General features: G+C 69.9%; 21 protein-coding genes. 17 read left to right on the top strand and 4 right to left on the bottom strand.

Annotated elements, in window-relative coordinates; translation table 11 throughout:
• The first annotated feature begins 220 nt into the window (after window positions 1–220).
• The 12 genes from dnaK (at window position 221) to KBY32_RS11795 (ending at window position 13,070) form a co-directional block, all read left to right on the top strand.
• On the top strand, window positions 221–2,128 hold the full coding sequence (gene dnaK / locus KBY32_RS11740; RefSeq protein ID WP_210979890.1) for a molecular chaperone DnaK: 1,908 nt from the start codon (window positions 221–223) through the stop codon (window positions 2,126–2,128).
• A 9-nt stretch (window positions 2,129–2,137) separates the two neighbouring features.
• Complete coding sequence (locus KBY32_RS11745; RefSeq protein WP_210979891.1) at window positions 2,138–2,755, top strand: nucleotide exchange factor GrpE; 618 nt, start codon at window positions 2,138–2,140, stop codon at window positions 2,753–2,755.
• A 6-nt stretch (window positions 2,756–2,761) separates the two neighbouring features.
• Window positions 2,762–3,715, top strand: coding sequence for a DnaJ C-terminal domain-containing protein (locus tag KBY32_RS11750; protein ID WP_210979892.1), 954 nt, complete (start codon window positions 2,762–2,764; stop codon window positions 3,713–3,715).
• Window positions 3,715–4,122 (top strand): chaperone modulator CbpM, encoded by a 408-nt coding sequence (locus KBY32_RS11755; protein ID WP_210979893.1) that lies wholly within the window; start codon window positions 3,715–3,717, stop codon window positions 4,120–4,122. Before KBY32_RS11750 ends, KBY32_RS11755 begins: the two co-directional genes overlap by 1 nt.
• Window positions 4,113–6,752: an ATP-dependent chaperone ClpB gene (gene clpB / locus KBY32_RS11760; RefSeq protein ID WP_210979894.1), complete on the top strand. Its 2,640-nt coding sequence runs from the start codon at window positions 4,113–4,115 to the stop codon at window positions 6,750–6,752. The genes KBY32_RS11755 and clpB overlap by 10 nt, the downstream gene beginning before the upstream one ends.
• A complete protein-coding gene (gene trxA / locus KBY32_RS11765; RefSeq protein WP_210979895.1) occupies window positions 6,749–7,207 on the top strand; it encodes a thioredoxin in 459 nt (152 codons plus the stop codon). The genes clpB and trxA overlap by 4 nt, the downstream gene beginning before the upstream one ends.
• A 6-nt stretch (window positions 7,208–7,213) precedes the next feature.
• Window positions 7,214–7,477: a UBP-type zinc finger domain-containing protein gene (locus KBY32_RS11770; RefSeq protein ID WP_115505107.1), complete on the top strand. Its 264-nt coding sequence runs from the start codon at window positions 7,214–7,216 to the stop codon at window positions 7,475–7,477.
• Window positions 7,477–9,258, top strand: a complete 1,782-nt coding sequence (locus tag KBY32_RS11775) for an FAD-dependent oxidoreductase (RefSeq protein ID WP_210979896.1) — start codon at window positions 7,477–7,479, stop codon at window positions 9,256–9,258. Before KBY32_RS11770 ends, KBY32_RS11775 begins: the two co-directional genes overlap by 1 nt.
• Window positions 9,259–9,304: 46 nt before the next feature.
• Entirely contained in the window at window positions 9,305–9,802 is a 498-nt protein-coding gene (locus tag KBY32_RS11780; protein WP_247689328.1) for an Hsp20/alpha crystallin family protein, read from the top strand.
• Between the two features lie 463 nt (window positions 9,803–10,265).
• Window positions 10,266–12,194 carry an MFS transporter gene (locus tag KBY32_RS11785; RefSeq protein WP_210979898.1) on the top strand — a complete coding sequence of 643 codons (1,929 nt, stop codon included), beginning with the start codon at window positions 10,266–10,268 and terminating at the stop codon, window positions 12,192–12,194.
• A 20-nt stretch (window positions 12,195–12,214) separates the two neighbouring features.
• Complete coding sequence (locus tag KBY32_RS11790; RefSeq protein ID WP_210979899.1) at window positions 12,215–12,607, top strand: DUF2267 domain-containing protein; 393 nt, start codon at window positions 12,215–12,217, stop codon at window positions 12,605–12,607.
• A 34-nt stretch (window positions 12,608–12,641) separates the two neighbouring features.
• Complete coding sequence (locus KBY32_RS11795) at window positions 12,642–13,070, top strand: DUF2267 domain-containing protein (protein WP_210979900.1); 429 nt, start codon at window positions 12,642–12,644, stop codon at window positions 13,068–13,070.
• Window positions 13,071–13,075: 5 nt separating this feature from the next.
• Here the strand turns inward: KBY32_RS11795 and KBY32_RS11800 are convergent, their stop codons facing one another.
• Together KBY32_RS11800 and KBY32_RS11805 are read right to left on the bottom strand one after the other, a co-directional pair.
• On the bottom strand, window positions 13,076–13,786 hold the full coding sequence (locus KBY32_RS11800) for a PP2C family protein-serine/threonine phosphatase (RefSeq protein WP_210980045.1): 711 nt from the start codon (window positions 13,784–13,786) through the stop codon (window positions 13,076–13,078).
• Window positions 13,787–13,948: 162 nt separating this feature from the next.
• A complete protein-coding gene (locus tag KBY32_RS11805; protein ID WP_115505102.1) occupies window positions 13,949–14,398 on the bottom strand; it encodes a DUF1931 family protein in 450 nt (149 codons plus the stop codon).
• A gap of 519 nt (window positions 14,399–14,917) precedes the next feature.
• Here KBY32_RS11805 and KBY32_RS11810 point away from each other — a divergent pair.
• Window positions 14,918–15,895 (top strand): GlxA family transcriptional regulator, encoded by a 978-nt coding sequence (locus KBY32_RS11810; protein WP_210979901.1) that lies wholly within the window; start codon window positions 14,918–14,920, stop codon window positions 15,893–15,895.
• A 111-nt stretch (window positions 15,896–16,006) separates the two neighbouring features.
• On the top strand, window positions 16,007–16,645 hold the full coding sequence (locus KBY32_RS11815; RefSeq protein WP_210979902.1) for an HD domain-containing protein: 639 nt from the start codon (window positions 16,007–16,009) through the stop codon (window positions 16,643–16,645).
• A gap of 147 nt (window positions 16,646–16,792) precedes the next feature.
• Here KBY32_RS11815 and KBY32_RS11820 read toward each other — a convergent pair whose 3' ends face one another.
• Both KBY32_RS11820 and KBY32_RS11825 read right to left on the bottom strand, forming a co-directional pair.
• Entirely contained in the window at window positions 16,793–17,287 is a 495-nt protein-coding gene (locus KBY32_RS11820; RefSeq protein ID WP_210979903.1) for a hypothetical protein, read from the bottom strand.
• A 465-nt stretch (window positions 17,288–17,752) separates the two neighbouring features.
• Complete coding sequence (locus KBY32_RS11825; protein WP_115505098.1) at window positions 17,753–18,400, bottom strand: carbonic anhydrase; 648 nt, start codon at window positions 18,398–18,400, stop codon at window positions 17,753–17,755.
• Window positions 18,401–19,061: 661 nt separating this feature from the next.
• Between KBY32_RS11825 and KBY32_RS11830 the strand changes: the two genes are divergently transcribed.
• The 3 genes from KBY32_RS11830 (at window position 19,062) to KBY32_RS11840 (ending at window position 24,397) form a co-directional block, all read left to right on the top strand.
• Window positions 19,062–20,006 (top strand): ion transporter, encoded by a 945-nt coding sequence (locus KBY32_RS11830; RefSeq protein ID WP_210979904.1) that lies wholly within the window; start codon window positions 19,062–19,064, stop codon window positions 20,004–20,006.
• Window positions 20,007–20,348: 342 nt separating this feature from the next.
• A complete protein-coding gene (locus KBY32_RS11835) occupies window positions 20,349–23,459 on the top strand; it encodes a discoidin domain-containing protein (protein WP_210980046.1) in 3,111 nt (1,036 codons plus the stop codon).
• A 464-nt stretch (window positions 23,460–23,923) separates the two neighbouring features.
• Window positions 23,924–24,397, top strand: coding sequence for a hypothetical protein (locus tag KBY32_RS11840; protein ID WP_210979905.1), 474 nt, complete (start codon window positions 23,924–23,926; stop codon window positions 24,395–24,397).
• Window positions 24,398–24,448: the final 51 nt, after the last annotated feature.

A 24,448-nucleotide genomic window follows, 5' to 3' on the forward strand; every position in this document is an offset into this window, starting at 1 on the left:
TCTCTGACCTGTGGGGGGCAGGCGCGGAGCCGCTCGGTTCGCGAGGCTGGGGCGTGCTGGGGGCGGCCGGCCCCCGACGCCGGCGGACGAGGCCGTCGCCGACAAGGCCGTACGGCTGCGCGGCGGGCCGGTGACCACCGACACCGGCACACGTCCCGCCCCCACCTGAACGATCGGACCGCAGCTGTGGCGCATGGCGCCGCACCGGGAGGAGTTCCTCATGGCCAAGGCAGTGGGCATCGACCTGGGCACCACGAACTCGGTGATCGCCGTGTGGGAGGGCGGCGAGCCTTCCGTCGTGCCCAACAGCGAGGGCAACCGAACGACACCGTCCGTAGTGGCCTTCACGGACACCGGGGAACGGCTGGTGGGCCAGTTGGCCCGGCGCCAGGCGATCCTCAACCCCAAGGGCACCATCTACTCGGCGAAGCGGTTCATCGGGCGGCACTTCGACGAGATCTCGGACGAGGCCAGGGCGGTGGCGTACGACGTCGTGGAGGGCCCGGGCGGTGTCGCCCGCTTCAAGGTGCGCGACAAGCTCTACGCGCCCGAGGAGATCAGCGCCCAGGTGCTGCGCAAACTCGCCGACGACGCCTCCAAGCAGCTCGGGGAACGGGTCACGGAGGCGGTCATCACCGTGCCCGCCTACTTCAACGACGCCCAGCGCACCGCCACCAAGGACGCCGGGCGGATCGCGGGACTGGAGGTCCTGCGGATCATCAACGAGCCGACCGCGGCCGCCCTCGCGTACGGCATGGACAAGAAGGAGCACGAGACCGTCCTCGTCTTCGACCTGGGCGGCGGCACCTTCGACGTGAGCATCCTCGACGTCGGCGACGGCGTGGTCGAGGTGCGTTCGACGGCGGGCGACAGCCACCTGGGCGGTGACGACTTCGACCGGCGCCTGGTGGACTACCTCGCGGACGACTTCCAGAAGGAGAACGGGATCGATCTGCGCCAGGACCCGCAGGCCCTGCAGCGCCTGTTCGAGGCGGCGGAGAAGGCCAAGACCGAGCTCAGTTCGGTGACGCAGACGCAGGTCAGCCTGCCGTTCATCACCGCCGATGCCTCGGGGCCCAAGCATCTGACCGACTCGGTCATGCGGTCCACGTTCGAGCAGATCACCAGCGACCTGGTGGAGCGGTGCCTGGAACCGGTCAAGCAGGCCATGGCCGACGCCAAGGTCGGCGAGAGCGACATCGACGAGGTCATCCTCGTCGGCGGTTCCACCCGCATCCCCGCCGTCCAGGCCCTCGTGCGCCGGCTGACCGGCGGCAAGGAACCCAACATGAGCGTCAACCCCGACGAGGTCGTGGCCCTGGGTGCCGCGATCCAGGCCGGGGTGCTCAAGGGCGAGGTCAAGGACGTCCTGCTGCTCGACGTCACGCCCCTGTCGCTGGGTGTCGAGACACGCGGCGGCGTGATGACGAAGATCATCGAGCGGAACACCACCATCCCCGTGCGCCGCACCGAGACCTTCTCCACCGCCGAGGACAACCAGCCCGCCGTCGACATCGTCGTCCTCCAGGGCGAGCGCGAACGGGCCGCCGACAACCGGGTCCTCGGCCGCTTCCAGCTCACCGACATCCGCCCGGCGCCACGCGGCGAACCCCAGATCGAGGTCACTTTCGACGTCGACGCCAACGGCATCCTCAACGTCAAGGCCCGGGACCAGGACACCGGCAAGGAACAGGGCATCACCATCACCGAGAGCTCCAACCTCGACCGCGGCGAAGTCGAACGCATGGTCCAGGAGGCCGAGCGCAACCAGGGCGAGGACAAGGCCCTGCGCGAGGCCGTCGACGCCCGCAACGAGCTCGACGCCGTCGCATACCAGGTCGAAAAGCGCCTCGCCGAGCTCGGCGACGCCGCACCCGCGCACGAGAAGTCACGCGCCGAGATGCTGGTGTCGGATGCCCGGGCGGCGGTCAAGGAGGAGGCAGGCGTGGAGCGGGTGCGGCCCCTGACCTCCGAACTCCAGCAGGTGCTGGCAGGGTTGACGGCGCATCAGGCCGGCGCCGCCACGGGCGGTCCCGACCAGGACACCACCGGGGACGGTGCGACCGGTGGCAGCCCGGGCGGTGGCGGTGACGACGACGTCATCGACGCCGAGTTCGACAAGGACTGAGGAACCGCCATGCCGATCCACCCCAGGGAATCCGACCCGGCCGTGCCGGACCCGCCCGACCCGGCTCCGGAGGGCGCCGTACGCGCTCCCCGAGAGGATCTTCCGCGCTCGGGCTCGCAGACCGGGCCGGGGTCCGACACGGACGAGGCACCCGGCCCCGACGCCGCCGGCGGCCCCGCCCCTTCCGAGGACGAGTACACGGCCGAGCTCAAGGAACTCGAGGACCGCTGGCGGCGCGCGCTCGCCGACCTCGACAATCTCCGCAAGCGCCACACCAGGGAACTGGAGCGGGAGCGGACGGCCGAGCGGTCCCGCACGGCCGCCGCCTTCCTGCCCGTCCTGGACAACCTCGAACTCGCCCTGACCCATGCCGGATCCGACCCCGGCGCGATCGTGGAGGGCGTCCGGGCGGTCCGCGACCAGGGAGTGAACGTCCTCGAACTGCTCGGCTACCCGCGGCACGCGGAGACCGGCGTCCCGTTCGACCCGGCCCGGCACGAGGTGGTCGGCGTCGTCCAGGACCCCGACGCCCCACCGGGCACGGTCGTCGAGGTGCTCCGCCCGGGCTACGGCGACGGCGAACGCCAGCTCAGGCCCGCCGCGGTGACTGTCGCGAAGCGGGAGTGACCGGTCATGGCACAGGACTTCTACGAGGTACTGGGCGTGTCACGGACCGCGAGCCAGGATGAGATCCAGCAGGCGTACCGCAAACTCGCCCGCAAGTACCACCCCGACGTCAACAAGGACCCGGGGGCGGAGGAACGCTTCAAGGACCTCAACGAGGCGTACAGCGTCCTGTCGGACCCCAAGACCCGGGCCCGTTACGACCGCTTCGGCGAGGACTACCGGAGGGTCCCCGAGGACTGGGAGGAGCGGGTCGGTGCAGGCGCCGGACCCGGCGGCGGCTTCCGCGCTCGGAGGACCGCGGGTGCGGGCGGCCCCCGTGTCCGGTACACCGGCTTCGGCGACGACTTCGCAGGGGAGGGCATCGACATCGAGGACCTGTTCGGCTCGTTCTTCGGAGCGGGTGGCGCCCCCGGCGGTGTACCGGGGGCCGACCAGGAGGCCGAACTGCCGCTCACCGTCGAGGAGGCGTACCGGGGCGGCCGCCGCACCGTCACGCTCGCCGGCCCCACCGGGCAGCCGCGACGGTACGAGGTCGACGTACCTCCCGGCGTCACCGACGGGCAGCGCATCCGCCTGGCGGGCGAGGGCGGCCGGGGCAGTGGCGACGCCGCCGCGGGGGATCTGTATCTGCGGGTGCGTATCCAACCGCACCCTCGATTCCGGCTGGACGGCCGGGACGTGTACGTGCAGCTTCCGGTCACCCCCTGGGAGGCCGCGCTGGGCGCGACGGTTCCGGTGCCCACCCCGGGCGGCGGCACGGCCAAGGTCACGGTGCCCGCGGGCTCCTCCAGCGGCCGACGGCTGCGGCTGCGCGGCGAGGGCATGCCGAACCCGCGCGGTGCCGACGGCAACCTCTACGCCGAACTCCGCGTCATGGTGCCGCCCAAGCTCAGCGACCGGGAGCGCGAGCTGTTCGAGGAGCTCGCTGCCACCTCTTCGTACGACCCCAGGAGGACGTGATGAGCGAACGACCCTCATGGGCAGCCACCGGCGGTCGGGCCGCCCGGTCCGACGCGGGCGGGCGTCCCGTACGGACGAGCGCCGGCTCCACGGCCGTGCGGTACGCGATCGTCCCCCTGCCCAGGCTTTCCCTGGACACCGTGGCCCGCCGCGCCGGAGTCCACCCCGACCTGGTCCGCCGGTTCGTCGCGCTGGGTCTGGTCGACGCCGAGCGCGACGCTGCCGGGCGCCTGGTGTTCGACTCCGCAGCCCCGGCCGTCCTCGCCCGCGTCCAGCGGCTGCGCTCAGGGCTCTGCCTCAACTACGCATCCATCGGTCTGGTGCTCGACCTGCTGGACCGCATCAGCCTGCTCGAAGCCGCACTGCGCCGCACCGGTACGAGGAGTGACATTCCGCCATGGACATGAACCGTCTCACGCAGAAGTCCCAGGAAGCCCTTCAGGCCGCGCAGAGCGCGGCTGTGGGGATGGGGCAGACCGAGGTCGATGGTGAGCATCTGCTGCTCGCGCTGCTGGATCAGGAGGACGGTCTGATCCCGCGGTTGCTGCAAGGGGCGGGGGCCGATCCGCAGGAGTTGGGTGCGGCGGTGCGGGAGGAGCTGTCCCGGCGTCCGAAGGTGACCGGTCCGGGTGCTTCGCCGGGTCAGGTGTTCGTCACGCAGCGTCTGTCGCGGTTGCTGGACGCGGCCGAGCGGGAGGCCAAACGCCTCAAGGACGAGTACGTGTCGGTGGAGCATCTCCTGCTGGCGCTGGCGGAGGAGGGCTCGTCCACCGCCGCCGGGCGGCTGCTGAAGGAGTACGGCATCACCCGGGATTCGTTCCTGAGCGCGCTCACCCGGATCCGCGGCAACCAGCGGGTCACCTCGGCCAACCCCGAAGTGGCGTACGAGGCGCTGGAGAAGTACGGCCGTGACCTGGTGGCCGAGGCCAGGGACGGCAAACTCGACCCGGTGATCGGCCGGGACGCCGAGATCCGCCGCGTCACCCAGATCCTCAGCCGCAAGACGAAGAACAATCCGGTCCTCATCGGTGACCCGGGCGTCGGCAAGACCGCCATCGTCGAGGGCCTCGCCCAGCGCATCGTCCGCGGCGACGTGCCCGAAGGGCTGCGCGACAAGACCGTCTTCGCACTCGACATGGGCTCGCTGGTGGCCGGGGCCAAGTACCGGGGCGAGTTCGAGGAACGCCTCAAGGCCGTGCTGTCCGAGGTGAAGGCAGCTCAGGGCCACATCCTGCTCTTCGTCGACGAACTCCACACCGTCGTCGGCGCGGGCGCCGCGGAGGGGGCCATGGACGCGGGCAACATGCTCAAGCCGATGCTCGCCCGCGGTGAACTCCACATGATCGGCGCCACCACCCTCGACGAGTACCGCAAGTACATCGAGAAGGACGCCGCCCTGGAACGCCGCTTCCAGCAGGTCCTGGTCGACGAGCCGAGTGTGGAGGACACCATCTCCATCCTGCGTGGGCTGCGTGAACGCCTGGAGATCTTCCACGGCGTGAAGATCCAGGACACCGCGCTGGTGTCCGCAGCCACCCTCTCCCACCGCTACATCACCGACCGGTTCCTGCCCGACAAGGCCATCGACCTCGTCGACGAAGCCTGCGCCCGGCTGCGGACCGAGATCGACTCGATGCCCGCCGAACTGGACGAGATCACCCGCCGGGTCACCCGCCTGGAGATCGAGGAAGCCGCCCTCTCCAAGGAGACCGACCCCGCGAGCAAGACCCGCCTGGAGGAACTGCGCAAGGAACTCGCCGACCTGCGCGGCGAGGCCGACGCCAAGCACGCCCAGTGGGAGGCCGAACGGCAGGCCATCCGCCGGGTGCAGGAGCTGCGCCAGGAACTGGAGCAGGTCCGCCACGAGGCGGAGGAGGCAGAACGCGCCTACGACCTCAACCGCGCCGCCGAACTCCGCTACGGCCGCCTCCAGGACCTTGAGCGCCGGCTGAAGGCCGAGGAGGAGCAACTGGCCGCCAAGCAGGGGGAGAAGCGGCTGCTGCGCGAGGTCGTCACCGAGGAGGAGATCGCCGAGATCGTCGCCGCCTGGACCGGCGTTCCCGTCGCCCGTCTGCAGGAGGGCGAACGCGAGAAGCTGCTGCGCCTGGACGAGATCCTGCGCGAGCGCGTCATCGGCCAGGACGAGGCCGTCAAGCTCGTCGCCGACGCCATCATCCGCGCCCGTTCCGGCATCCGCGATCCGCGCCGCCCCATCGGCTCGTTCATCTTCCTCGGTCCCACCGGCGTCGGGAAGACCGAGCTGGCCAAGACCCTCGCAGCGGCGCTGTTCGACTCCGAGGAGAACATGGTGCGCCTCGACATGAGCGAGTACCAGGAGCGGCACACCGTCAGCCGGCTCATGGGCGCCCCGCCCGGATACGTCGGCTACGAGGAGGGCGGCCAGCTCACCGAGGCCGTGCGCCGCAAGCCGTACTCGGTCGTGCTGTTCGACGAGATCGAGAAGGCCCACACCGATGTCTTCAACACGCTGCTGCAGATCCTCGACGACGGCCGTATCACCGACGCCCAGGGCCGCACCGTCGACTTCCGCAACACCGTGATCATCATGACGTCCAACATCGGCTCCGAGCACCTCCTGGACGGCGTCACCACCGACGGTGAGATCAAGCCGGACGCCCGCGCCCTGGTGATGGGCGACCTGCGCGGGCACTTCCGCCCGGAGTTCCTCAACCGCGTCGACGACATCGTCCTGTTCAAGCCGCTCGGCGAGCGCCAGATCGAGCAGATCGTGGAGCTGCAGTTCAACGAGCTGCGAAGCCGCCTCGCCGAACGCCGCATCACCGTCGAACTCACCGAAGCCGCACGTGAGCTGATTGCCCACCAGGGCTACGACCCGGTCTACGGGGCCCGGCCGCTACGCCGCTACATCTCCCACGAGGTCGAGACCCTCGTCGGGCGCGCCCTGCTGCGCGGCGACGTACAGGACGGCGCCACGGTCCGCGTCGACGCTCAGCACGCAGAGTTGGTCGTCACCTATGACCAGCCCGAGGATGGGAAGGGAGCGCAGGCGGCATGAGCACGATGCAGGCCATCACCGTGACGTGCCCCAACTGCGGGCGCACCAACCGGATCCCGGTGTCCGCCGAGGGCCGACCCAAGTGCGGCAACTGCAAACAACCCTTGCCGTGGATGGTGGATGCGGGCGACGACGACTTCGCCGAGGTCGCCGAACAGGCAGACGTGCCCGTCGTCGTCGACCTGTGGGCCACCTGGTGCGGCCCCTGCCGCATGGTCAGCCCCGCACTGGAGAAAGTCGCCACCGAACTCGCCGGCCGCATCAAACTCGTCAAGGTCGACATCGACCAGAACCCGCGCCTGGCGCAGCGGTTCGAGGTCCAGGCGGTTCCGACGCTGCTGGTCCTCGACAAAGGACAGACCATCGCCCGGCAGGCGGGTGCCGCACCCGCCCCTGCCCTGCGGCGGTGGGTGGAGCAGTCGATCGCGGGCCGCGAATCGGCCGGGAAAGGGTGATCAGCCATGACCGTACGAACCGACCCCCACCTCGCGCTCGTCCGGCCGGTCCAGCCACTGACCCCCGAAGGGTGTCAGGAGTGTCTGCAGCTCGGCTCCCCCTGGGTCCACCTCAGGCTCTGCCTGACCTGCGGCCACGTCGGCTGCTGCGACTCCTCGCCGAACAAGCACGCACGCCGTCACGCCGCCGCCGACGGCCATCCGATCGCGGCGTCGTTCGAGCCCGGTGAGAGCTGGCGCTGGTGCTTCGTCCACGAGGCGTTCGTGTGATGCCCGGCGACGAGACGCGGCCGAACGCAGCGCAGGTGCCGGACGAGACGGAGGAGAGCGTCCCCTTCGAGACCGCCGACATCTACGGCGCCTATCCCCGCCTGCCGGAGGACCAGATCGACCGCCTGGCGCAGCGTGGCCGGCGGCGCGAAGTCGACGCCGGCGATGTGCTGATCCGGGAGGGGGAGCGGTGCGAGACGTTCTACGTCGTCCTCAGCGGCTCGGTCTCCATCGTCGAGGGCTACGGCACGCCCGACGAACGTCTGCTGCGGGTGCACGGCCCCGGCCGCTTCATCGGCGAGCTCGGCCTCCTGAACGGGCAGGTGGCCTTCTACACCGCCGTGATCAGGGACCCCGGTGAGGTCCTCGCCGTGTCCATGGATCAGCTGCGCGACCTGGTGGCCCGGGACTCCGTCCTCGGCGATCTGGTGCTGCGCGCCTGCCTCGGCCGGCGTGCTTTGCTCGTCGGGCAGGGCGCCGGTTTCCGCATCGTCGGTTCGCGCTACTCACCCGACACCCGGCGGCTGCGTGAGTTCGCCGCGCGCAACCGGCTGCCGTACCGCTGGATCGATCTGGAGACGGACGAGGAGGCCGAGGAGCTGCTGCGCCGCTTCGGCGTGGGCCCGGAAGAGACACCGCTCGTCATCTGGCGGGACGCCACTCTGCTGCGCAACCCCAGCAACGCGGAACTGGCCCGCCTCATCGGCCTGCCCTCGCTGCCTGCGGGAAACCATCACGGCGATCTCCTGATCGTCGGCTCCGGACCCGCCGGTCTCGCCGCCGCGGTGAACGCCGCCTCGGAGGGTCTCGGTACGACCCTGGTCGAGGCGATGGCCACCGGCGGTCAGGCCGGGACGTCGTCCCGCATCGAGAATCTGCTCGGCTTCCCCTCCGGCATCTCCGGCGCCGAACTCACCGACCGCGCCGTGCTCCAGGCCGACAAGTTCGGCGCCCGGATCAGCGTTCCGGCGGAGGCGGCCCGCCTCGAACCGCGGGACGGCCATTACGCCGTCGGGTTCGCCGACGGCAGCGAGATCAGCGCCCGCTCCGTCGTCCTGGCCACCGGCGCCCGCTACCGACGCCTCCACGTGCCCGGCATCGAACGCCTGGAGGGAACGAGCGTCCACTACTCGGCGACCGTCTACGAGGCCCGGCAGTGCCGCACCGACCCGGTGGCCGTCGTCGGCGGCGGCAACTCCGCGGGCCAGGCCGTACTCTTCCTGGCCGGGTACTCACCGCAGGTGTATCTGCTCGTCCGTGGGCCGAGCCTCGAGGCACACATGTCCCGCTACCTGATCGATCAGGTCGAGCGCCACCCGCGGGTGCGCGTGCTGCTGCACACCGAGGTGACCGAGACACTCGGCGACAAGGTGCTGGAGGCGGTCACCGTTGTCGACCACCGTACGGGCGAGCATCAGCAGCTCGCGGTGCGGTCCCTGTTCGTCTTCACCGGCGCCGAGCCCCACACCGAGTGGCTGTCCGACGTGCTCGCCCTCGACGCGCGCGGCTTCGTGCTCACCGGGGCCGAGGCGCAGGCCTGTTCCGTCCCCGGACTGTGGCAGAGCCAGGGCCGCGACTGCCTGACGTTGGAGACCAGCCTGCCTGGTGTCTTCGCCGTCGGCGACGTCCGCAGTGGCTCGGTGAAACGCGTGGCCTCCGCGGTCGGTGAAGGCGCGATGAGCATCCACTTCGTGCACCGCTACCTGGGCCACACGGCCGCGCCCGGCGGCACCGACAGCTCCCCGCGTACCCGTCAGAAGGAGTCCGCTTGGCTCGGATGACCCCGAAAAGAGACGAGATCACGAGAAGGAGAAGGAGGCGATGGGAATGACTACGCCCGTCCGGCACCAACGGGGTGCGGCCATGCAGGCCAGGCCAGTTGGCTGGGCACGCAATCCGCTGACGGAGTTCGACCAACTGCTCAGCGAGATGAGCGGACTGATCGAATCCACGGTGGGAGCCGCGGCGCCCGCAGTCGCGTGGACACCCCTGGCGGACGTCACGGAGTCCGACGACAGTTTCCGCATCGAGATCGAACTCCCCGGTGTCAAGAGCAAGGACATCGACATAGAAGCGAACGGCCAGGAGCTGGTGGTCACCGGAGAAATCAAGGAGAAGGAACGCAAAGGTGTTCTGCGACGGAGCACCCGCCGCACCGGATCCTTCGAATACCGGCTGCGGCTGCCCGGAGAGGTCGACACGGACAAGATCAACGCGCAGATGTCGGACGGGGTGCTCTCCATCACCGTCCCCAAGGCCGACGTGGCGAAGCCCCGGCACGTCGAGATCCGCGAGGCGAGTGAAAGCACCGGGAGCGACGGCTGACGTGCGGGCCGCGGTCTCGGGCACCCGTCCGGCACCGCGGCCGGGCCGAGCCGCGGCATCCGGGGTGAGCCACGAGGGACGTCCCTCATGACGGTGGAGAGCCGCTCTATGGCGGTGGAGACCCGCCGTCGGCCCCCTTGCGGCGCCTCAGGCGCCAGGTGCGCAGCAGCCGGAGGGGGAGCAGGCCCAGCGGCGCCCGCCGGCCCAGGTCCGCCGAGTCCTCGCGGTCGAATGCCTGTGCGTAACGCTCGGCGTCCTGGGGTGTCGGATACCGCTTGCTCCCCTGGGCACCGCACCCACGGGCGCAGCGCCAGCGCATCGTGTCGCCCTCATGAAGAAAGCGGAAACGGTGTCCGAGGAGGTGGCAGCGCAGCACAGAAGACCACCCTAGGCGGACCGGCCCACTCCGGCCTGTTCTGTCCCTCTCCCGGCAAAGTCACGGCGCTGAACGAGGAGGCATGGCATGACCACTGCCCAGCACGGTGTCGTCACCACAAAGGTTCCCGCCCGGCTCGACCGGCTGCCGTGGTCCCGATTCCACTGGCGGATCGTCATCGGTCTCGGAACCGTCTGGATCCTGGACGGACTCGAGGTGACGATCGTCGGGGCGGTCGCCGCCCGTATGACGGAACCGGGCAGCGGCATCAACCTGACCAGCGCCGACATAGGAACCGCCGCCGCCATCTACGTGGCAGGCGCATGCGCGGGCGCTCTCCTCTTCGGAAGGCTCACCGACCGCTTCGGGCGCAAGAAGCTGTTCATGCTGACGCTCGGCATCTACATCCTCGCCACCGTCGCGACCGCGTTCGCGCACGACGCCTGGTTTCTCTACCTCGCCCGCTTCATCACCGGCATGGGCATCGGCGGCGAGTACGCCGCGATCAACTCGGCCATCGACGAGCTGATCCCGGCCCGCAACCGCGGCCAGGTGGACCTGGCCATCAACGGCAGCTACTGGGTCGGCGCGGCGCTGGGCAGCCTGGTCGCCGTCCTGCTGCTCAACGAGAACCTGCTGGCGGACAACCTCGGCTGGCGGCTCGCCTTCGGCCTGGGCGGCATCCTGGGCCTCGGCATCATGCTGGTACGCCGCCATGTGCCCGAGAGCCCACGCTGGCTGTTCATCCACGGACGCGAAGACGAGGCCGAACGCATCGTCGACCGCATCGAGGCCGAGGTGCGCCAGGAGATCGGCCGCGAGCTGCCGGAACCGGGCGAGGCGGTGACCGTACGGCAGCGGGACGTCATCCCGTTCAAGGAGATCGCCGGCGTGGCGGTACGGCGGTACCCACGCCGCGCCGTCCTCGGTCTGGCGCTCTTCGTCGGACAGGCGTTCCTGTACAACGCGATCGTCTTCGACCTGGGCACGATCCTGAACGGCTTCTTCGACATCGGCTCCGGCTCGATCCCGTACTTCATGGCGCTCTTCGCCATCGCCAACTTCCTCGGACCACTCCTGCTCGGCCGGCTGTTCGACACCGTCGGGAGGAAGCCGATGATCGCGGGCACCTACTTCGGCTCGGCGGTCGTGGCAGCCGTCCTCGCCGTCCTGCTGGTCAACGGCTCCCTGACGACCTGGTCGTTCTTCCTGCTGGTCTCGCTGACCTTCTTCGTGGCCTCGGCGGGAGCCAGCTCGGCCTACCTGACGGTGAGCGAGGTCTTCCCCATGGAGACCCGGGCCCTGTCGATCTCGCTGTTCTTCGCGATCGGCACGGCCGTGGGCGGAATCACCGGCCCGCTGCTGTTCGGCCATCTGATCCACAGTGGCGACGCCGACCTGGTGGCCATCGGCTTCCTGGTCGGAGCGGCGGCCATGGCGCTGGGCGGGCTGGCCGAGGTCTTCTTCGGTGTCCGGGCCGAACAGCAGTCCCTGGAGAACATCGCCCGGCCGCTCACCGCCGAGGAGGCCGAGGCGGCCTGGCGCGACGAGCCCGCGCCCCAGGAGGCACGAGACAGCAGCCGGCCCGAGCACGTCCGGCAGGCCGCGGACGAGCGGGAGCGGCGGGTCGCCGACCGCAACGCCCGCCGCCGGGAGCGCGAGCGGTCCGGCGCCCGCCGCTACCGTCCCGGCACCGGAGCGGGCAGCAGGATGTACTCGCCGGGGATGGCCGGCACCGCGGGAACGGCAAGCCGCACGTCCGCCATGGCCGAACGACGCCTCGACGAAGAGATCGAGCAGATCGCCCACGCGCTCCGGGAATCCGGCCCGACGAGCCGCGACCAGCTCGAACAGGCCGTCGGCGGCCCTTCCTGGGGCCCTGGACGCTTCCGCCGCGCCCTGCGTGAGTCCGAGCGCGAGTCCCGCGCCAAGAGCCTCGCGGACGGCGGCTACGCACCGGGGGACGAGCCCGACCGTCCCGAGCGCACACAAGGCGGACCCCAGGACCAGCGGTGACCAGGCACCAGGAGGCAGCGATGAAATACGACGGATTCCTCGCCCACGTACGCGAGCGAGGCGAATACAGGGACCAGAACGAAGCCGCGGACGTCACCAGCGCCGTGCTGGAAGTGCTGGCCCAACGGATCAGCCCGGGCGAGGTCAAGGACCTGGCATCCCAGATGCCGGGCCCGCTGGGCCAGGTCCTGCACCAGGCCATGCCGCCGCGGGCACAGAGCTTCGGGATCGAGGAGTTCTACCGCCGGGTCGCCGAACGCACCGACGCCCGGCCCCGCACGGCGCAGTGGGACGCCAGCGCGGTCCTGACGACGGTCGCCGACGCGGTCACCGGCGGAGAGCTGAACCAGATCATCAGCCAACTCCCCTCAAGCTACGCGGTCCTGTTCGGCAAGGCCGACCTCGCGGACTGACCCGTGACGCACCCGGAACGAAAGGCCCACGCACATGGTTGACACAGGCTTCTCCTCGTTCGACACCATGGTGGACAAGGCCAATCGGCTCCTCAAGGACATCGAAGAGGCCTTCGGATGGCCCAAGGAACGGCGCAAGCAGTCCTACGCGGCGCTGCGGGCAGTGCTGCACCCGCTCCGGGACCGGCTCCCGGTCGAGACGGCCGTACAGTTCGGTGCCCAGATGCCGACCCTCATCAGGGGCATCTACTACGACGGTTGGAAACCGGCCGACTCGCCGGTGAAGATGAGCAATGAGGAGTTCTTCGCACGGGTCCGGAGTGAATTCCCCTACGCGGTCCAGGGTGGCACCGACCAGCTCGTGCGCACCGTCCTGAAAACCCTGGCGCTGCACGTGAGCGCCGGCGAATGGGAACATCTGAAATCCCGGGTGCCGAACTCGTTCGCCGCGCTCCTGCCGTGACGCGGTCACGGATCAGTGGGCTGCCACTCGAACAGCAGAATGGTGGCGTCGTCGCTGAGCCGGTTCTGCCGGTGATCGAGGATGGAATGGATGAGCAGGCGCAGCACTTCCGGGGCGTTCTGCCCCGCCGCGGTGGACCGGATGATGTAGTCGGTGAAGCGCTCCAGCCCGAACTCCTCGCCCGCCTCGTTGCGTGACTCGACGACGCCGTCCGAGTAGAGCAGGATGCGGTCCCCGGGTTCGAGACGGACCTCGTGCACCTGACGGGCGGTCCCGGCGAGACGCGCCGGCAGCCCCAGAGGAGGCTCGGAGGGCCTGGCCAACGCCTTGTGGAGCAGACGGTGGCGACGGATGAGCAACGCCGTCGTTCGGCAGCGCCGCAGCCTGAGCCCGTCCAGGGTGCCCATGGTGAACTCCACGACACCCAGCCGCTCCGCTCCGTCGGCCAAGGGCAGCCATACGTCCAGCTCGCCGGACGGGGTTTCCCCCACGCGCAGAGAGTTGGTGCGGTAGGTCCACCCAGCCAGCGACGTGTCGAGGTCCACGTCCGGCTCACCCTCGACCTCGACAAAGGGCACCAGCAGCCTTTGCTGGATGTCGACCAGATAGATCGCCGCCGTACCCAGGCCCACGGCCTCGGTGTACCGGTTCAGGACGACAGGCAGTTCCGCGGGCGACGCCAGCTGGGCCGCCCTGACGAGTTCCTCCAGCAGCAGCTCCCCCTGACCCGACGGACGGGTTGCTGTCCATGCATCCGACGATCCCCGCGGGACCGAGCCGCCACAATCCGAGCGCTCGGGCAACTGGCCGTAACGCTGCGGCACGGACCCGGCACATCGCACAGCCTGTCGCCCCTGCCGGAAACCGCGACCGCGCCCCTACAGCAGCAGGTCGAAGACGGCTCGGGCTTCGTCCCAGTGCTGCGTCTGGGGGTTCTTCAGGTCGGGGTGGAGGATCTTGAAGCTCTGGGCCAGGGCGAGGCTGAGTCCGCCGATGATCTCCGGATAGGCCGCCTCGGTGTCCTCGTCGGGTGTGCGGTCGAGAGCGGGGTGGGTGGCGAGCTGCTCGAGGATGGGCTTGAGTTCCAGTTCCTCGTCGATCGCCCGGAAGCGATGAATGCTCTCCTGCAGGCCCTTTGTGATCGGCAGGTCGCAGGTCCGGATGATGTCGCGCCCGTTGGCCTTGGCCGTGGCCTGGGCGACGGTCAGCAGGTCGTAGAGCTTGGTGTCGACGAAGTCGCTGTAACGCTTGAGATCGTTCTTGTCGACGTCCAGCCCAGCGGCCGTACGGAAGAACCTCTCGAACCTGGCGATGGACATCACGGTCATGACGGCAACCTCCGCCTCCGGGCGCCGGGCGGCTCCCAGCCCCCTGTCTCCCAGCCAGCGTGGCCGATGGAGCGCGCGAAGGCTTGCGCCTGCCGGGCCCAACGAGCGACCCCCGATTGCCCTGCCAGGTCTATGAGCCCGACTGCCCGGGCACCGGGGCCGGTGAACAGGGGGTCTTCCATGAGGCACTGCCGGCGAGGGCGATGCCGGATGGGTGGTGCCGACAGGTCGGGGCCGAGGGGAGGCCGTCGACACCAGCCAGGGCCCGTCACTGCAGGGGGCGGACCTCCACAAGCCGATCCCGGCCGAGGAGGATGATCGGGTGTGAACATGCCGCGTCTACCACAGTGCAGCGTGGGCCGTGACTGGCGCGGAGATGGAGCCACTGGGGGGTAGGGGCAGGGGCGCGCGTCGTGACGCCCGCGTGCCGTTTCGGCGCCCGGCGCCGCGACGGCAGACCCGGTGCCACAGCGGCCAGGCGGGGACCGCGGCGGAGGTGAGGGACAGAAGGTGAGGGACATGGCGCACACCCGCGACATTGCGTTCGTGGTCTTCGACGGCGTGAAGATGCTCGACGTGGCAGGCCCGGCGGAGGTCTTCGCCGAGGCGAACCAGTTCGGCGCCGCGTACGCGATCCACTACGTCTCGCCCTCCGGCAAACCGGTCCGCGCGTCGACGGGAATGCAGGTACCCGTCGACGGCCGGGCCGAGGACGTCCCCGACCCCGACACGGCCGTTGTCGCCGGGGGAGACGTCCTGGTCAGCCGGGCCATCGAGGCCGACCTGGTCAACACCGTCAAGGATTTGCACGCGCGCAGTCGCCGTACGGCCTCCGTCTGCACGGGGTCGTTCATCCTGGCCGCGGCCGGCCTGCTGGCGGGCCGTAGGGCGACCACCCACTGGAGACACGCAGGGCTGCTGGCCCGTGCCTTCCCGGACGTCAGGGTGGAAAGCGACGCGCTGTTCGTCGAGGACGCGGCGGTGTACACCTCCGCCGGCGTCTCGGCCGGAATGGATCTCGCCCTCGCTCTGGTCGAAGAGGACCACGGCGCCGACCTCACCCGCGAGGTGGCTCGGCAACTTGTGATGTTCATGCAGCGGCCCGGTGGCCAGTCCCAGTTCTCGGCGCCCCTGGATCGCAGGCCACCGCGTACCTCGCCGCTGAGGGCCGTCGTCGACCTGATCTCCGCCCAGCCGGCGCTCGATCACAGTGCCGCGGGCCTGGCCGCGCGCGTCGGCGTCAGCACGCGCCAACTGGGCAGGCTCTTCGCGGCCGAACTCCGTACCACCCCCGCCAAGTACGTGGAACTCGTGCGCCTCGACCACGCCAAGGCCCTGCTCGACCGGGGCCACACCGTCGCGGAGACCGCCCGCGTCGCCGGATTCGGCAGCGCCGAGACCATGCGCCGCTCCTTCGTGGCCCGGCTCGGCGTCTCACCGAGCCAGTACCGCGACCGGTTCGCGACCACTGAACAGGGCAAGGACGCCCCGCGATAGCGAGCGGACGGCGATGTCCGGATCTGTGTGATGGCCGTCGTCATGCGCGGTGGAGGAGAGATTCCCGGCAGCGGATGCTGAAGTCCTGTTCCCTACGACCCAGGAGGACCGATGCCCGAGACCATCGCGGGGATCTCCATTCCCGACACCGATCTCGTTCGCCAGGCCACTTCGCTCGTCCGCGAGTCGGCCGACGAGACCCTCTTCCATCACTCGCGCAGGGTGTTCCTGTGGGGCATGCTGAAATCAGCCGCCCGGGGCATCGAAGTCGACCCCGAACTCGCCTACGTGGGCGGCCTCTTCCACGACCTCGGCCTCACCCCCGGATACGCCACCACCGACCGCCGCTTCGAACTGGACGGCGCCGAGGCCGCGCGCCGCTTCCTCCTCGACCACGGACGCTCCGAGGAGGAGGCCCGCAATGTCTGGCTGGCGATCGCCCTGCACACCACGCCGGAGGTCCCGCTGCACCTCGCTCCGGAAGTGGGCGTGGTGACGCTCGGAGTGGAGACGGACGTCCTCGGTCTCGACCTGCACGAGATCACCGAGACCCAGCGTGCCGAGGTTGTGGCGGCACACCCGCGCCCGGACTTCAAGAACCGGATCCTCAAGGCGTTCCACGAGGGCATGGTCCACCGCCCCGACACCACCTTCGGGACGATGAACGACGACGTCCTGGCGCACTTCGACCCCTCCTTCCGCAGGAGGGACTTCGTCGAGATCATCCGGAACAACCCCTGGCCCGAGTGAACCGCGGACGACTCCCGCGCCGCAACGAAGACGGTGGCTCGTGGAGAAGCCGGCCCATTCAACAGAGAGGTCAGTCCCGAGCGGCGCATGCACGCGAAGGGTTTCGGGCCCCACGGCCCGCTGCCGACAGGCGAGGGCCTCACGATCTCAGCGCATCTTTCCGATCTTCCATGCCCGCGCCCGCTCTCCACGGTTTTCCGGGTGGATACGGTCGGCCAGGCAGTGCCGGTGGGAGATGATGGTGTGACTTCCTGGGCCGTCGTTGCTCCGCGAGTCCAGGACGAGGGCGTCTCCACCTGGGCCCAGCGTGAGCGGTTCACCACAGAAGTCGCACCTCCAGACCAGCGACTCCAGGTCGGCAGGCCGGATGGTGAGCCGCACTGATACGGGCGGATGCCAGCGGCTGATTTGCTCGATCACCGCATCGATCCGCGAACCGACGGGTGGGAAGAGCGCGAGTAGTTCATCATGGCTGCTCGTCGTCCAGGAGAACTGCTGAATCATGTCGATAGAGGCCGACAGACCGGCGTTCTCGTAACCAACGATCTCAACGAGCACACCCCACGGGTGGTGGCTGAGGACCCTGGCCTGCACCTTCTGGCCAGGCATGAGCGCCAGACTCTCCGTCTCGAACCTTTCCATGGACCGCTCCCTCATCCCTTACTCCTTGGCAAGCCACCCCCAGTCCGCCGATGCGTACGTGTCGTCCATGTCGGCGCCGATCACCACGCCCAAGGCCTGCAGAACGTCATCGTATTGGTGACAGGCGAACCGGACCGAACCGGAAGAACTCCGGGATGAGACCCTCGTAGGCGTCTCCTGCGGTCGGTATCCCGGCGTCGCCACCCTCTGTCTGTGGACGGCGAAGCCGTTCCCATCACGACGAAGCAGTTGGCCGGCCTCCAAGGAGACGGCGGGACACCGGCCACGAAGCGCTTGAGCGAACGCACACGGCACCGAACCATGAGGAGCCGGTCGGTGCCGTGGGCGGTCACTTACGGGTACGAGGTGTCGTGGACGCAGACCCCTTCCCGGGGGAGCATCACGGTCGCCTGTGGACACGAGCTCAGGCGGCTGACCGGGCCGACGGCCTCCGGCCAAGAGGCGTCACGGCGACACGGCTGGTACGGCCACATCGAGGCCGCGGGCGGCGACGAGCCGGGCGCTGCCGTCGGCCAGGCGGTACGAAAGACCCACCACACCGAGACGGCCCTCAGCCACTCGCTCGGCGAGGACACGGGAGCGTTCCAGCAGAAGGTCCACCGTGTTCTCGATGTGCTCGGCCAGGATCTCGTCGGCGCTTTCACGTCCGGCCGCCCGGGCCGAGAGCACGCTGGGAGTCACCCGCTCGACGACGTCACGAACGAAGCCGCCCGGCGTCTGCCCGTCCTCCAGGGCCGAGCAGGCCGCGGCGACGGCGCCGCACGAGTCGTGGCCGAGGACGACGACCAGCGGCGCGTCGAGTACGGCAGCCCCGAACTCGATCGATCCGAGCACCTCGGTCCCGGCGACATGGCCGGCGGTACGGACCACGAACAGGTCGCCCAGGCCACGGTCGAAGATGATCTCGGCCGCGAGGCGGGAGTCCGAGCAACCGAACAGCACGGCGAACGGACTCTGCGACGGTGCGGTCTCGGCGCGGCGGAGTGCGTCCTGGTTGGGGTGCTCCGGCGTGCCGGCGACGAAGCGCTGGTTGCCGGCCATGAGGAGCTCGAAGGCGGCATGAGGATTCGGGGTCTGGATCTTCTCAGGCATACCCGCAGCTTACGAAGCCGCTTGGGCGGCTGCACAGCCTGGCTCCGTCGACCGGTTCTCCGCCGGAGTCCGCGGGCTCGCCGCAGCCCGCCTCCCGCGGCCGTTCTTCGCCGGCGTCGCCAGGGGAAGGGGTGGCGCGGAGCGCGCGGCCGAGCCACCCGCCCACGACTGAAGCCGGTCGTGGGAGCCGCTCCACGACCCGCCGCCCGAGCCGGCGGCAAAACGCCGTCCCTGGACGTGAACGAGACCAGTCGGGTCAGGCTCAGCCACCCTCTGGGGCAACGGTGTGATCCATTGCCTTCTGGACGGCGGGCATCAGATCTGCGATCCGTTCGAATTGGTCGCGCCGCCCCCGCCCGCCCCCGGTGTGGTGTCGCCGACGCGTTCGGCCCGCTCTTCCGGCGCCGCGCCTCGCTCGCAGTGATGCGCGACCCTCCGACACGCTCGCCGTCATGGTGACCCTGGGCGACCTCGCCGGCCGGTTGCCTGCGACCACCGGCGGCATGAATCGCCGGCCACAGTGCCCTGGCATCACCGGGGCGCCCGGCCCTCAGCAACTACAGTGCTGTAGAAGTCTCTTCTGGATCTTGCTCGCGCGACGAGCGGTCGCGCTCTCTGCAGCGGCGGCCCGTCGCACACACGGAGGAGAAGAAGCAGCAGAATGCCGCAGCACCAAGATCAAGAGGCCGAGGCCAATGCCCCGTCCGGACGGCGACGAGTCGCCCTGTACTGCCGCGGTGTCACCGAGGCACGCTGGTTCGCGCTCACCGTCTTGGCCGTGATCCTCGGCAACGCCGTCCTGCTGGGGCTGGAGACGTACTCCGGTCTCGCCCGGGAGTGGCACGGGTGGTTACGGCTGGCCGAGCACGCCTGCCTGGCCGCCTTCACGGTCGAGATCGTGCTGCGCATGGCCGCGTACGCGGACAGGCCCCGCGGCTTTTGGAAGGACCCCTGGAACATCTTCGACCTCGCGGTCGTCCTGTGTGCCTTCGCACCCGTCGTCCGTGAGAAGACCACCGTGCTGCGTCTGCTCAGGCTGGCCAGGGTCCTGCGGACTGCCCGCTTCCTGCCCCAGTTGCGCATCGTGCTCGTCGCCGTGGGCCGCAGCCTCCCCGGCACCTTGAGCTTCCTGCTCGTCGGCGCGCTGCTGCTGTACATGTACGCGATGGTCGGCTGGGTCTTCTTCGGCCGGCACGACCCCGAGCACTACGGCTCCGTCGGTCGCGCAGTGCTCACCCTTTTCCTGCTGATGACCCTGGACGGGATCGGGGACGCCGTGCGCGCAGGCCTGGAGATCTCCCGCTGGAGCCTCCTGTACTACGCCTCCTACGTCCTGCTCGCCTCGTTCGTCCTGGTCAACGTCCTCATCGGTGTCGTTCTCACCTCTCTCGAGGAGGCCAAGGGCATGGATGAGGAGGGCGAGCCGCCACGAGCACGACGCCCGACACCGCGACCGCAGGACGAAGAAATCCTGCTCCATCGCATCGAGGTGGCCCGCCGCGCACTTGACGATCTCGAGCGGGACATCGCTCGGCCCACCGACTCCGCGCCGCTCCGAGTCGGCCAAAGGGAAGGCCACTTGCCCAGCCTGGAGGGGCGGACGTGATGTCGACTGTGCTCCCTGGGTTCAGCAAAGCCAGGAAGGCGGCGTCCCACGGCCGGTTGGCCGATGCCGGGCCTGGGAATGGGCGTGCCGCTCGGCGGACCTCGGGGAGCCCGTATCAAGCGCAGCCGGCCCGGCGGGCGTAGCGCGGGCCTGGGGGAGGGGAGTCGGGGCTGTTCTCGAGATTCGCGAGAGCGACTCCCCTCGGGCGATGGCGCACCCGGCGGTCTCTTGCTTCCGCGTGCCTGACCTATTGACGTATCGCGCGACGGACCGAAGAATTCACGCCATTGTCTGACAACGTTGTCTGATCGAGAGGTGCCGCACGTGCTGCCGAGATCCCCGATGGACCGCCGCCGCTTCATCCAACTCCTCGGCGCCACAAGTGCGCTGGTCTCCCTGCCTCTCGCCATCGGCAGCGGCACGGCTCAGGCCCACGGACATCAGCGAGGCCACACGGCATCGGACCCGGTGGCGGACATCTATCACCGGGTCCTGCTGAACCATACGCGTTGGACGGAAACCCAGTGGGACGCGGCCCGCGGCTACTACACGGACAAGGACTTCGGCTTCGCCGTCGTGTTGGGTCATGCGGTTCTGCTCACCCGCGGCAGCTACGACGAGGTCCGAGCGGGGACGGAGAAGCGGGTCCTCAAGGCTCGGACAATAGCGACGATCAAGCACTTCGCCGCGTCGAACAGACTGACGGGCGGCACCCAATGGGGCCGGAGACTGTTCTTCGACACCACGTTCCAGCTGTACTTCGTTCTCGCCGCGCGGCTGCTGTGGGACGACCTCGACGAGACCACTCGCTCCCGTGTCGACACCATCGCCCGTGAACAGGCCGCGTACACCACCGCGTTGGGCACGGGAAACGACCCGGCCTCGGGCAGCTGGACCCCTCGGGGCCTGCTCGGTGGCCACGAAGGAGACACCAAACTCGAGGAGATGGGTGTCTACGCACAGTCCCTGGCCCCGGGGCTGGCCTGGGCCGCGGACGACCCACGGCACCGTGACTGGGCCACAGCCTTCGGTGCGTGGTCGCGCAACGAGGCCGGACTGCCCCAGGCGGACCTGGCGAACCCGGCGCTCGTGGACGGGGTTCCCGTCTCCGACAACACCGCCCGCAACCTGTACGACACCTTCATCGTCGAGAACCACGGCTCGTTCGGACCCCACTACCAGGAGGAACTGTGGCGCACATCGGGCCGTAATGCCGCCCACTTCATCGCCGCGGGCCGGCCGCTGCCCGAGGTGCTCACCAGCCAGCCGAACGCCGACCAGCTGTGGAGCACCCTCCTCGGCGTGATGAGCGACGCCGGTGAGCCGCTGATGCCCATGGTCAACGACCGGGAGCACCTCTACGGCCGTGACGTCATCCCGCTCGCCTTCCTCGCCCAGGTGGTGGGGGACAGTGCCGCCGCCCGGGCGGAAGTCGCCCTGGCGGAGCGACTGGAGGCGTACCAGAGCTACCCGCCGGAATTCCGGATCGCGAAGTTCTCGGGTGAACCGAAGTACGAGCCGGAGGCCCGCGCGGAAGTCGCCATCAGCTACCTCCTGCACCTGTGGGCGAAAGAACAGGGCCGTACGGTTCGCCCCCTCTCCGCGGACGAGCTGTTCGAACACGCCGCGGGCGTCGCCGACTTCGGCCCTGGACCCGGCCTGGTGTCGCACCAGACGCCCGCGGCATGGGCAGGTGCCGTGACCAAGCCCGGATTCGTGAAGTTCGCCTGGCAACCCGGCCACGACGACTGGCTCTTCAAGCTCAGCGGGTCCACGCCGATGTTCCTGCCGACGACTTCCCTCAAGGCCACGCGGCGCCAGGTGCGGACCTACCGCAGCAGCCGGGACGGATTCGACGGCAGCGCCACGATGCTCCAGGTCGGGTCCGGGTACGCCGGTTTCACCACGCTTCCCACCGGTGCCGTCGTGTACGCGACTTCAGGCGTCGCCGCGGGGGAGGGACGTCTGGAGATCCACAATCTGACCATGCCGGGCGTGCCCGGCCTGACCGGGGCGCGGACCTACCGCTTCGCCGAGGGAAGCGCCACCGTGGCCTCGGCCGACTCCCGTCCACCCACGTCGGCCGCCCGGGTCGACGAGGTGACGTTCGCGCGCACCGAGGTGCGGCATCTGCGCATGCTCGGTGTGCGGCCCGACCCCACCTACGGATATTCGCTCTTCGCGTTCGAAGTGCGTGACGGTGCGGACGGCGCCGATCTGGCCCGGACCGGCACGGCCACCGCCTCCTCCTACGACACCGGCAAGGAGCCGGCGCTGGCGGTGGACGGCAGCATGACGACCCGGTGGGCGGTGTCACGGGGCGACCGCCCCCGCGCGGACAGCTGGCTGGCTGTCGACCTCGGGGCTCCGCACGCGGTGGACCGGGTCACCCTGCGCTGGGAGGCCGCCGCAGGGCGCGCCTACACGCTGCAGGGGTCGGCGGACGGACTTCAGTGGGAGGACCTCGCCTCCTGGCCGGTGCCCGACGTCACCAGCCGGGGCGGATGGCTGGACGTCGACGGCCGCGCGGGCCTGGTGGTGCGAGGCGCCGCCTCCGCCCTGACGGTCCACCAGGACGAGATCATCCTGGCCGACGGCCCGGCCGCACCCCTCCTCGTCGAGGGACTCGCCGGCGCCTCGCCCCGTACCCTGCGCGAGCGCGCCACGGCGCCCACGCCACGAACGGACTCCGAAGCCGTCCGCGCGGCCCTCACCGACGATCACCTCAGCCTGTTCAACCTGTCGGACGAGCCCGTCACCACGCGCGTCGACGTACCGCAGACCGGGACCCCGAGGCTGCTGTTCGAGGGACACCAGACCCTCACCGAGGGCGGCACCGCCTACGACGCCGAGATCGACGCGGCCGAAGCCCGGCTGCTGCCACCACGACTGACCGTCCGCCCGCTCGACGGCCGCCCTCTGCCTGTGGGCCTGCGGGCGCGTGTCGTCGACGGCGCGACGGTCGAACTGACGGGGCCCGCCTGCCGTGTGCAGGTGACCGCCCAAGGGCGCAGCGAGGTGGCGGTGGTCCGCGCGGGCCGCACCACGACGGTCACGGTGAAGCGGGCCACCGCCTACCCTCTGCGCGATCTGGCACTGGGTCGCACGGTGTTCCCGACCAGCCCGTTGCCGCCAGACATGTCGGACCCGTCCGCCGCCGTCGACGGCGATCCGGCGACGGCATGGACGCCCGGCCCGAACGGCCGCCTGGTCGTCGACCTCGGCGCACCGCTCCGTGTCCGCGAAATGCGCACGGAATGGACCGGCGGCCGCGTACCCGGACTACGCGCCGAGTTCAGCAGTGACGGCCTCACCTACACCCCGGCCGGTCAGCTCACGGGCCGTGGTCGCGACCGACACCTCAGCACGGACATCACCGCACGCTACGTGGCCCTGGCGACCGACGCGGGACACGAGGGCGGGGCTCGCCTGATCCATCTGTCCCTGCAGTGACGCCAGGCGCGCTCCAGGCCGGACGGTTCACCCACGGCGCCGTGGCCCTCCATTCCCCGACACCCTGCTGCCGGCCGGGAGGGCCGGAGACGCCGACGGTCACGATGGGGCCACAATGCCCGTGGTCGGGCCTATGGCCGGCCCGACCACAACCCTCACCGCGGGCTCGCGGGGCTGCGCCGCGCCCTTCCTGTCGCACCCCGTTGAGCGCCGTCCGCGGGTGCGCAACAGGACACCAACAGGCACCGAGGGGGCTGCCGGACACCGAGGCCGTAGGCCGTACTTCGCACCACAGCACTCGACGCGACTGCGCGCACGTCTCTATCCGGTGCGCAGTCACGAACCGCCTGTCCCGCTAGGATCGTCATCCGCGTGGGGCCGGGGGGGAACATATGTCGCAGGTGGCAGCCGGCGGGCAGCCTATGGAGATCGCATCCAGGCGGGTGGGCAAGACAGTCTGCTGGGTGATCGTGCTGATCTTGTGGCTGGCCTTTTGTGCCGACTTGCTCAGTGGAGTCTGGCACTTGGAAGCCTGGCGCCGCGCCGCCTTCTGCACGCTCGCGGCGATGGGGGTCTACTGGGTATGGCGTTCCAGTCTGTGCGTCTATCTCAAGGCAAGCCCGACCGCGCTGACGGTGAGGAACCGCTTCTCAAGGTGGCACGTCCCATTCAGCGACATCGCCGATGTGACGTGGCTTGCTGGTGAGGGGCCTCGACTCAGGCTGCACAGCGGTCCTACGGTCCGACTGGACGCCTACGCCGGCTGGCCCGCCGGACACCTCGGTCGGCAGATGCTGACGGACCTGACCGACGCACGACGCAGCAGCCCGAGCGGCACCACAGAGGTCAGTAGCAAGCGACGAGCCAGCGGACTGGCCGAGTTGCTCCTCCTATCCGTCTGGGTGTGGTTCCAGGTCGTCGTTCAGATGGCTTCGTGAGGCAGGCAGGGCGCACCTCCTCCCTTTGCGCGGCGGCGAGGCCGCCCAGGA

The organism is Streptomyces sp. RK62, assembly GCF_018070255.1.
Taxonomy (GTDB): domain Bacteria; phylum Actinomycetota; class Actinomycetes; order Streptomycetales; family Streptomycetaceae; genus Streptomyces; species Streptomyces nigra.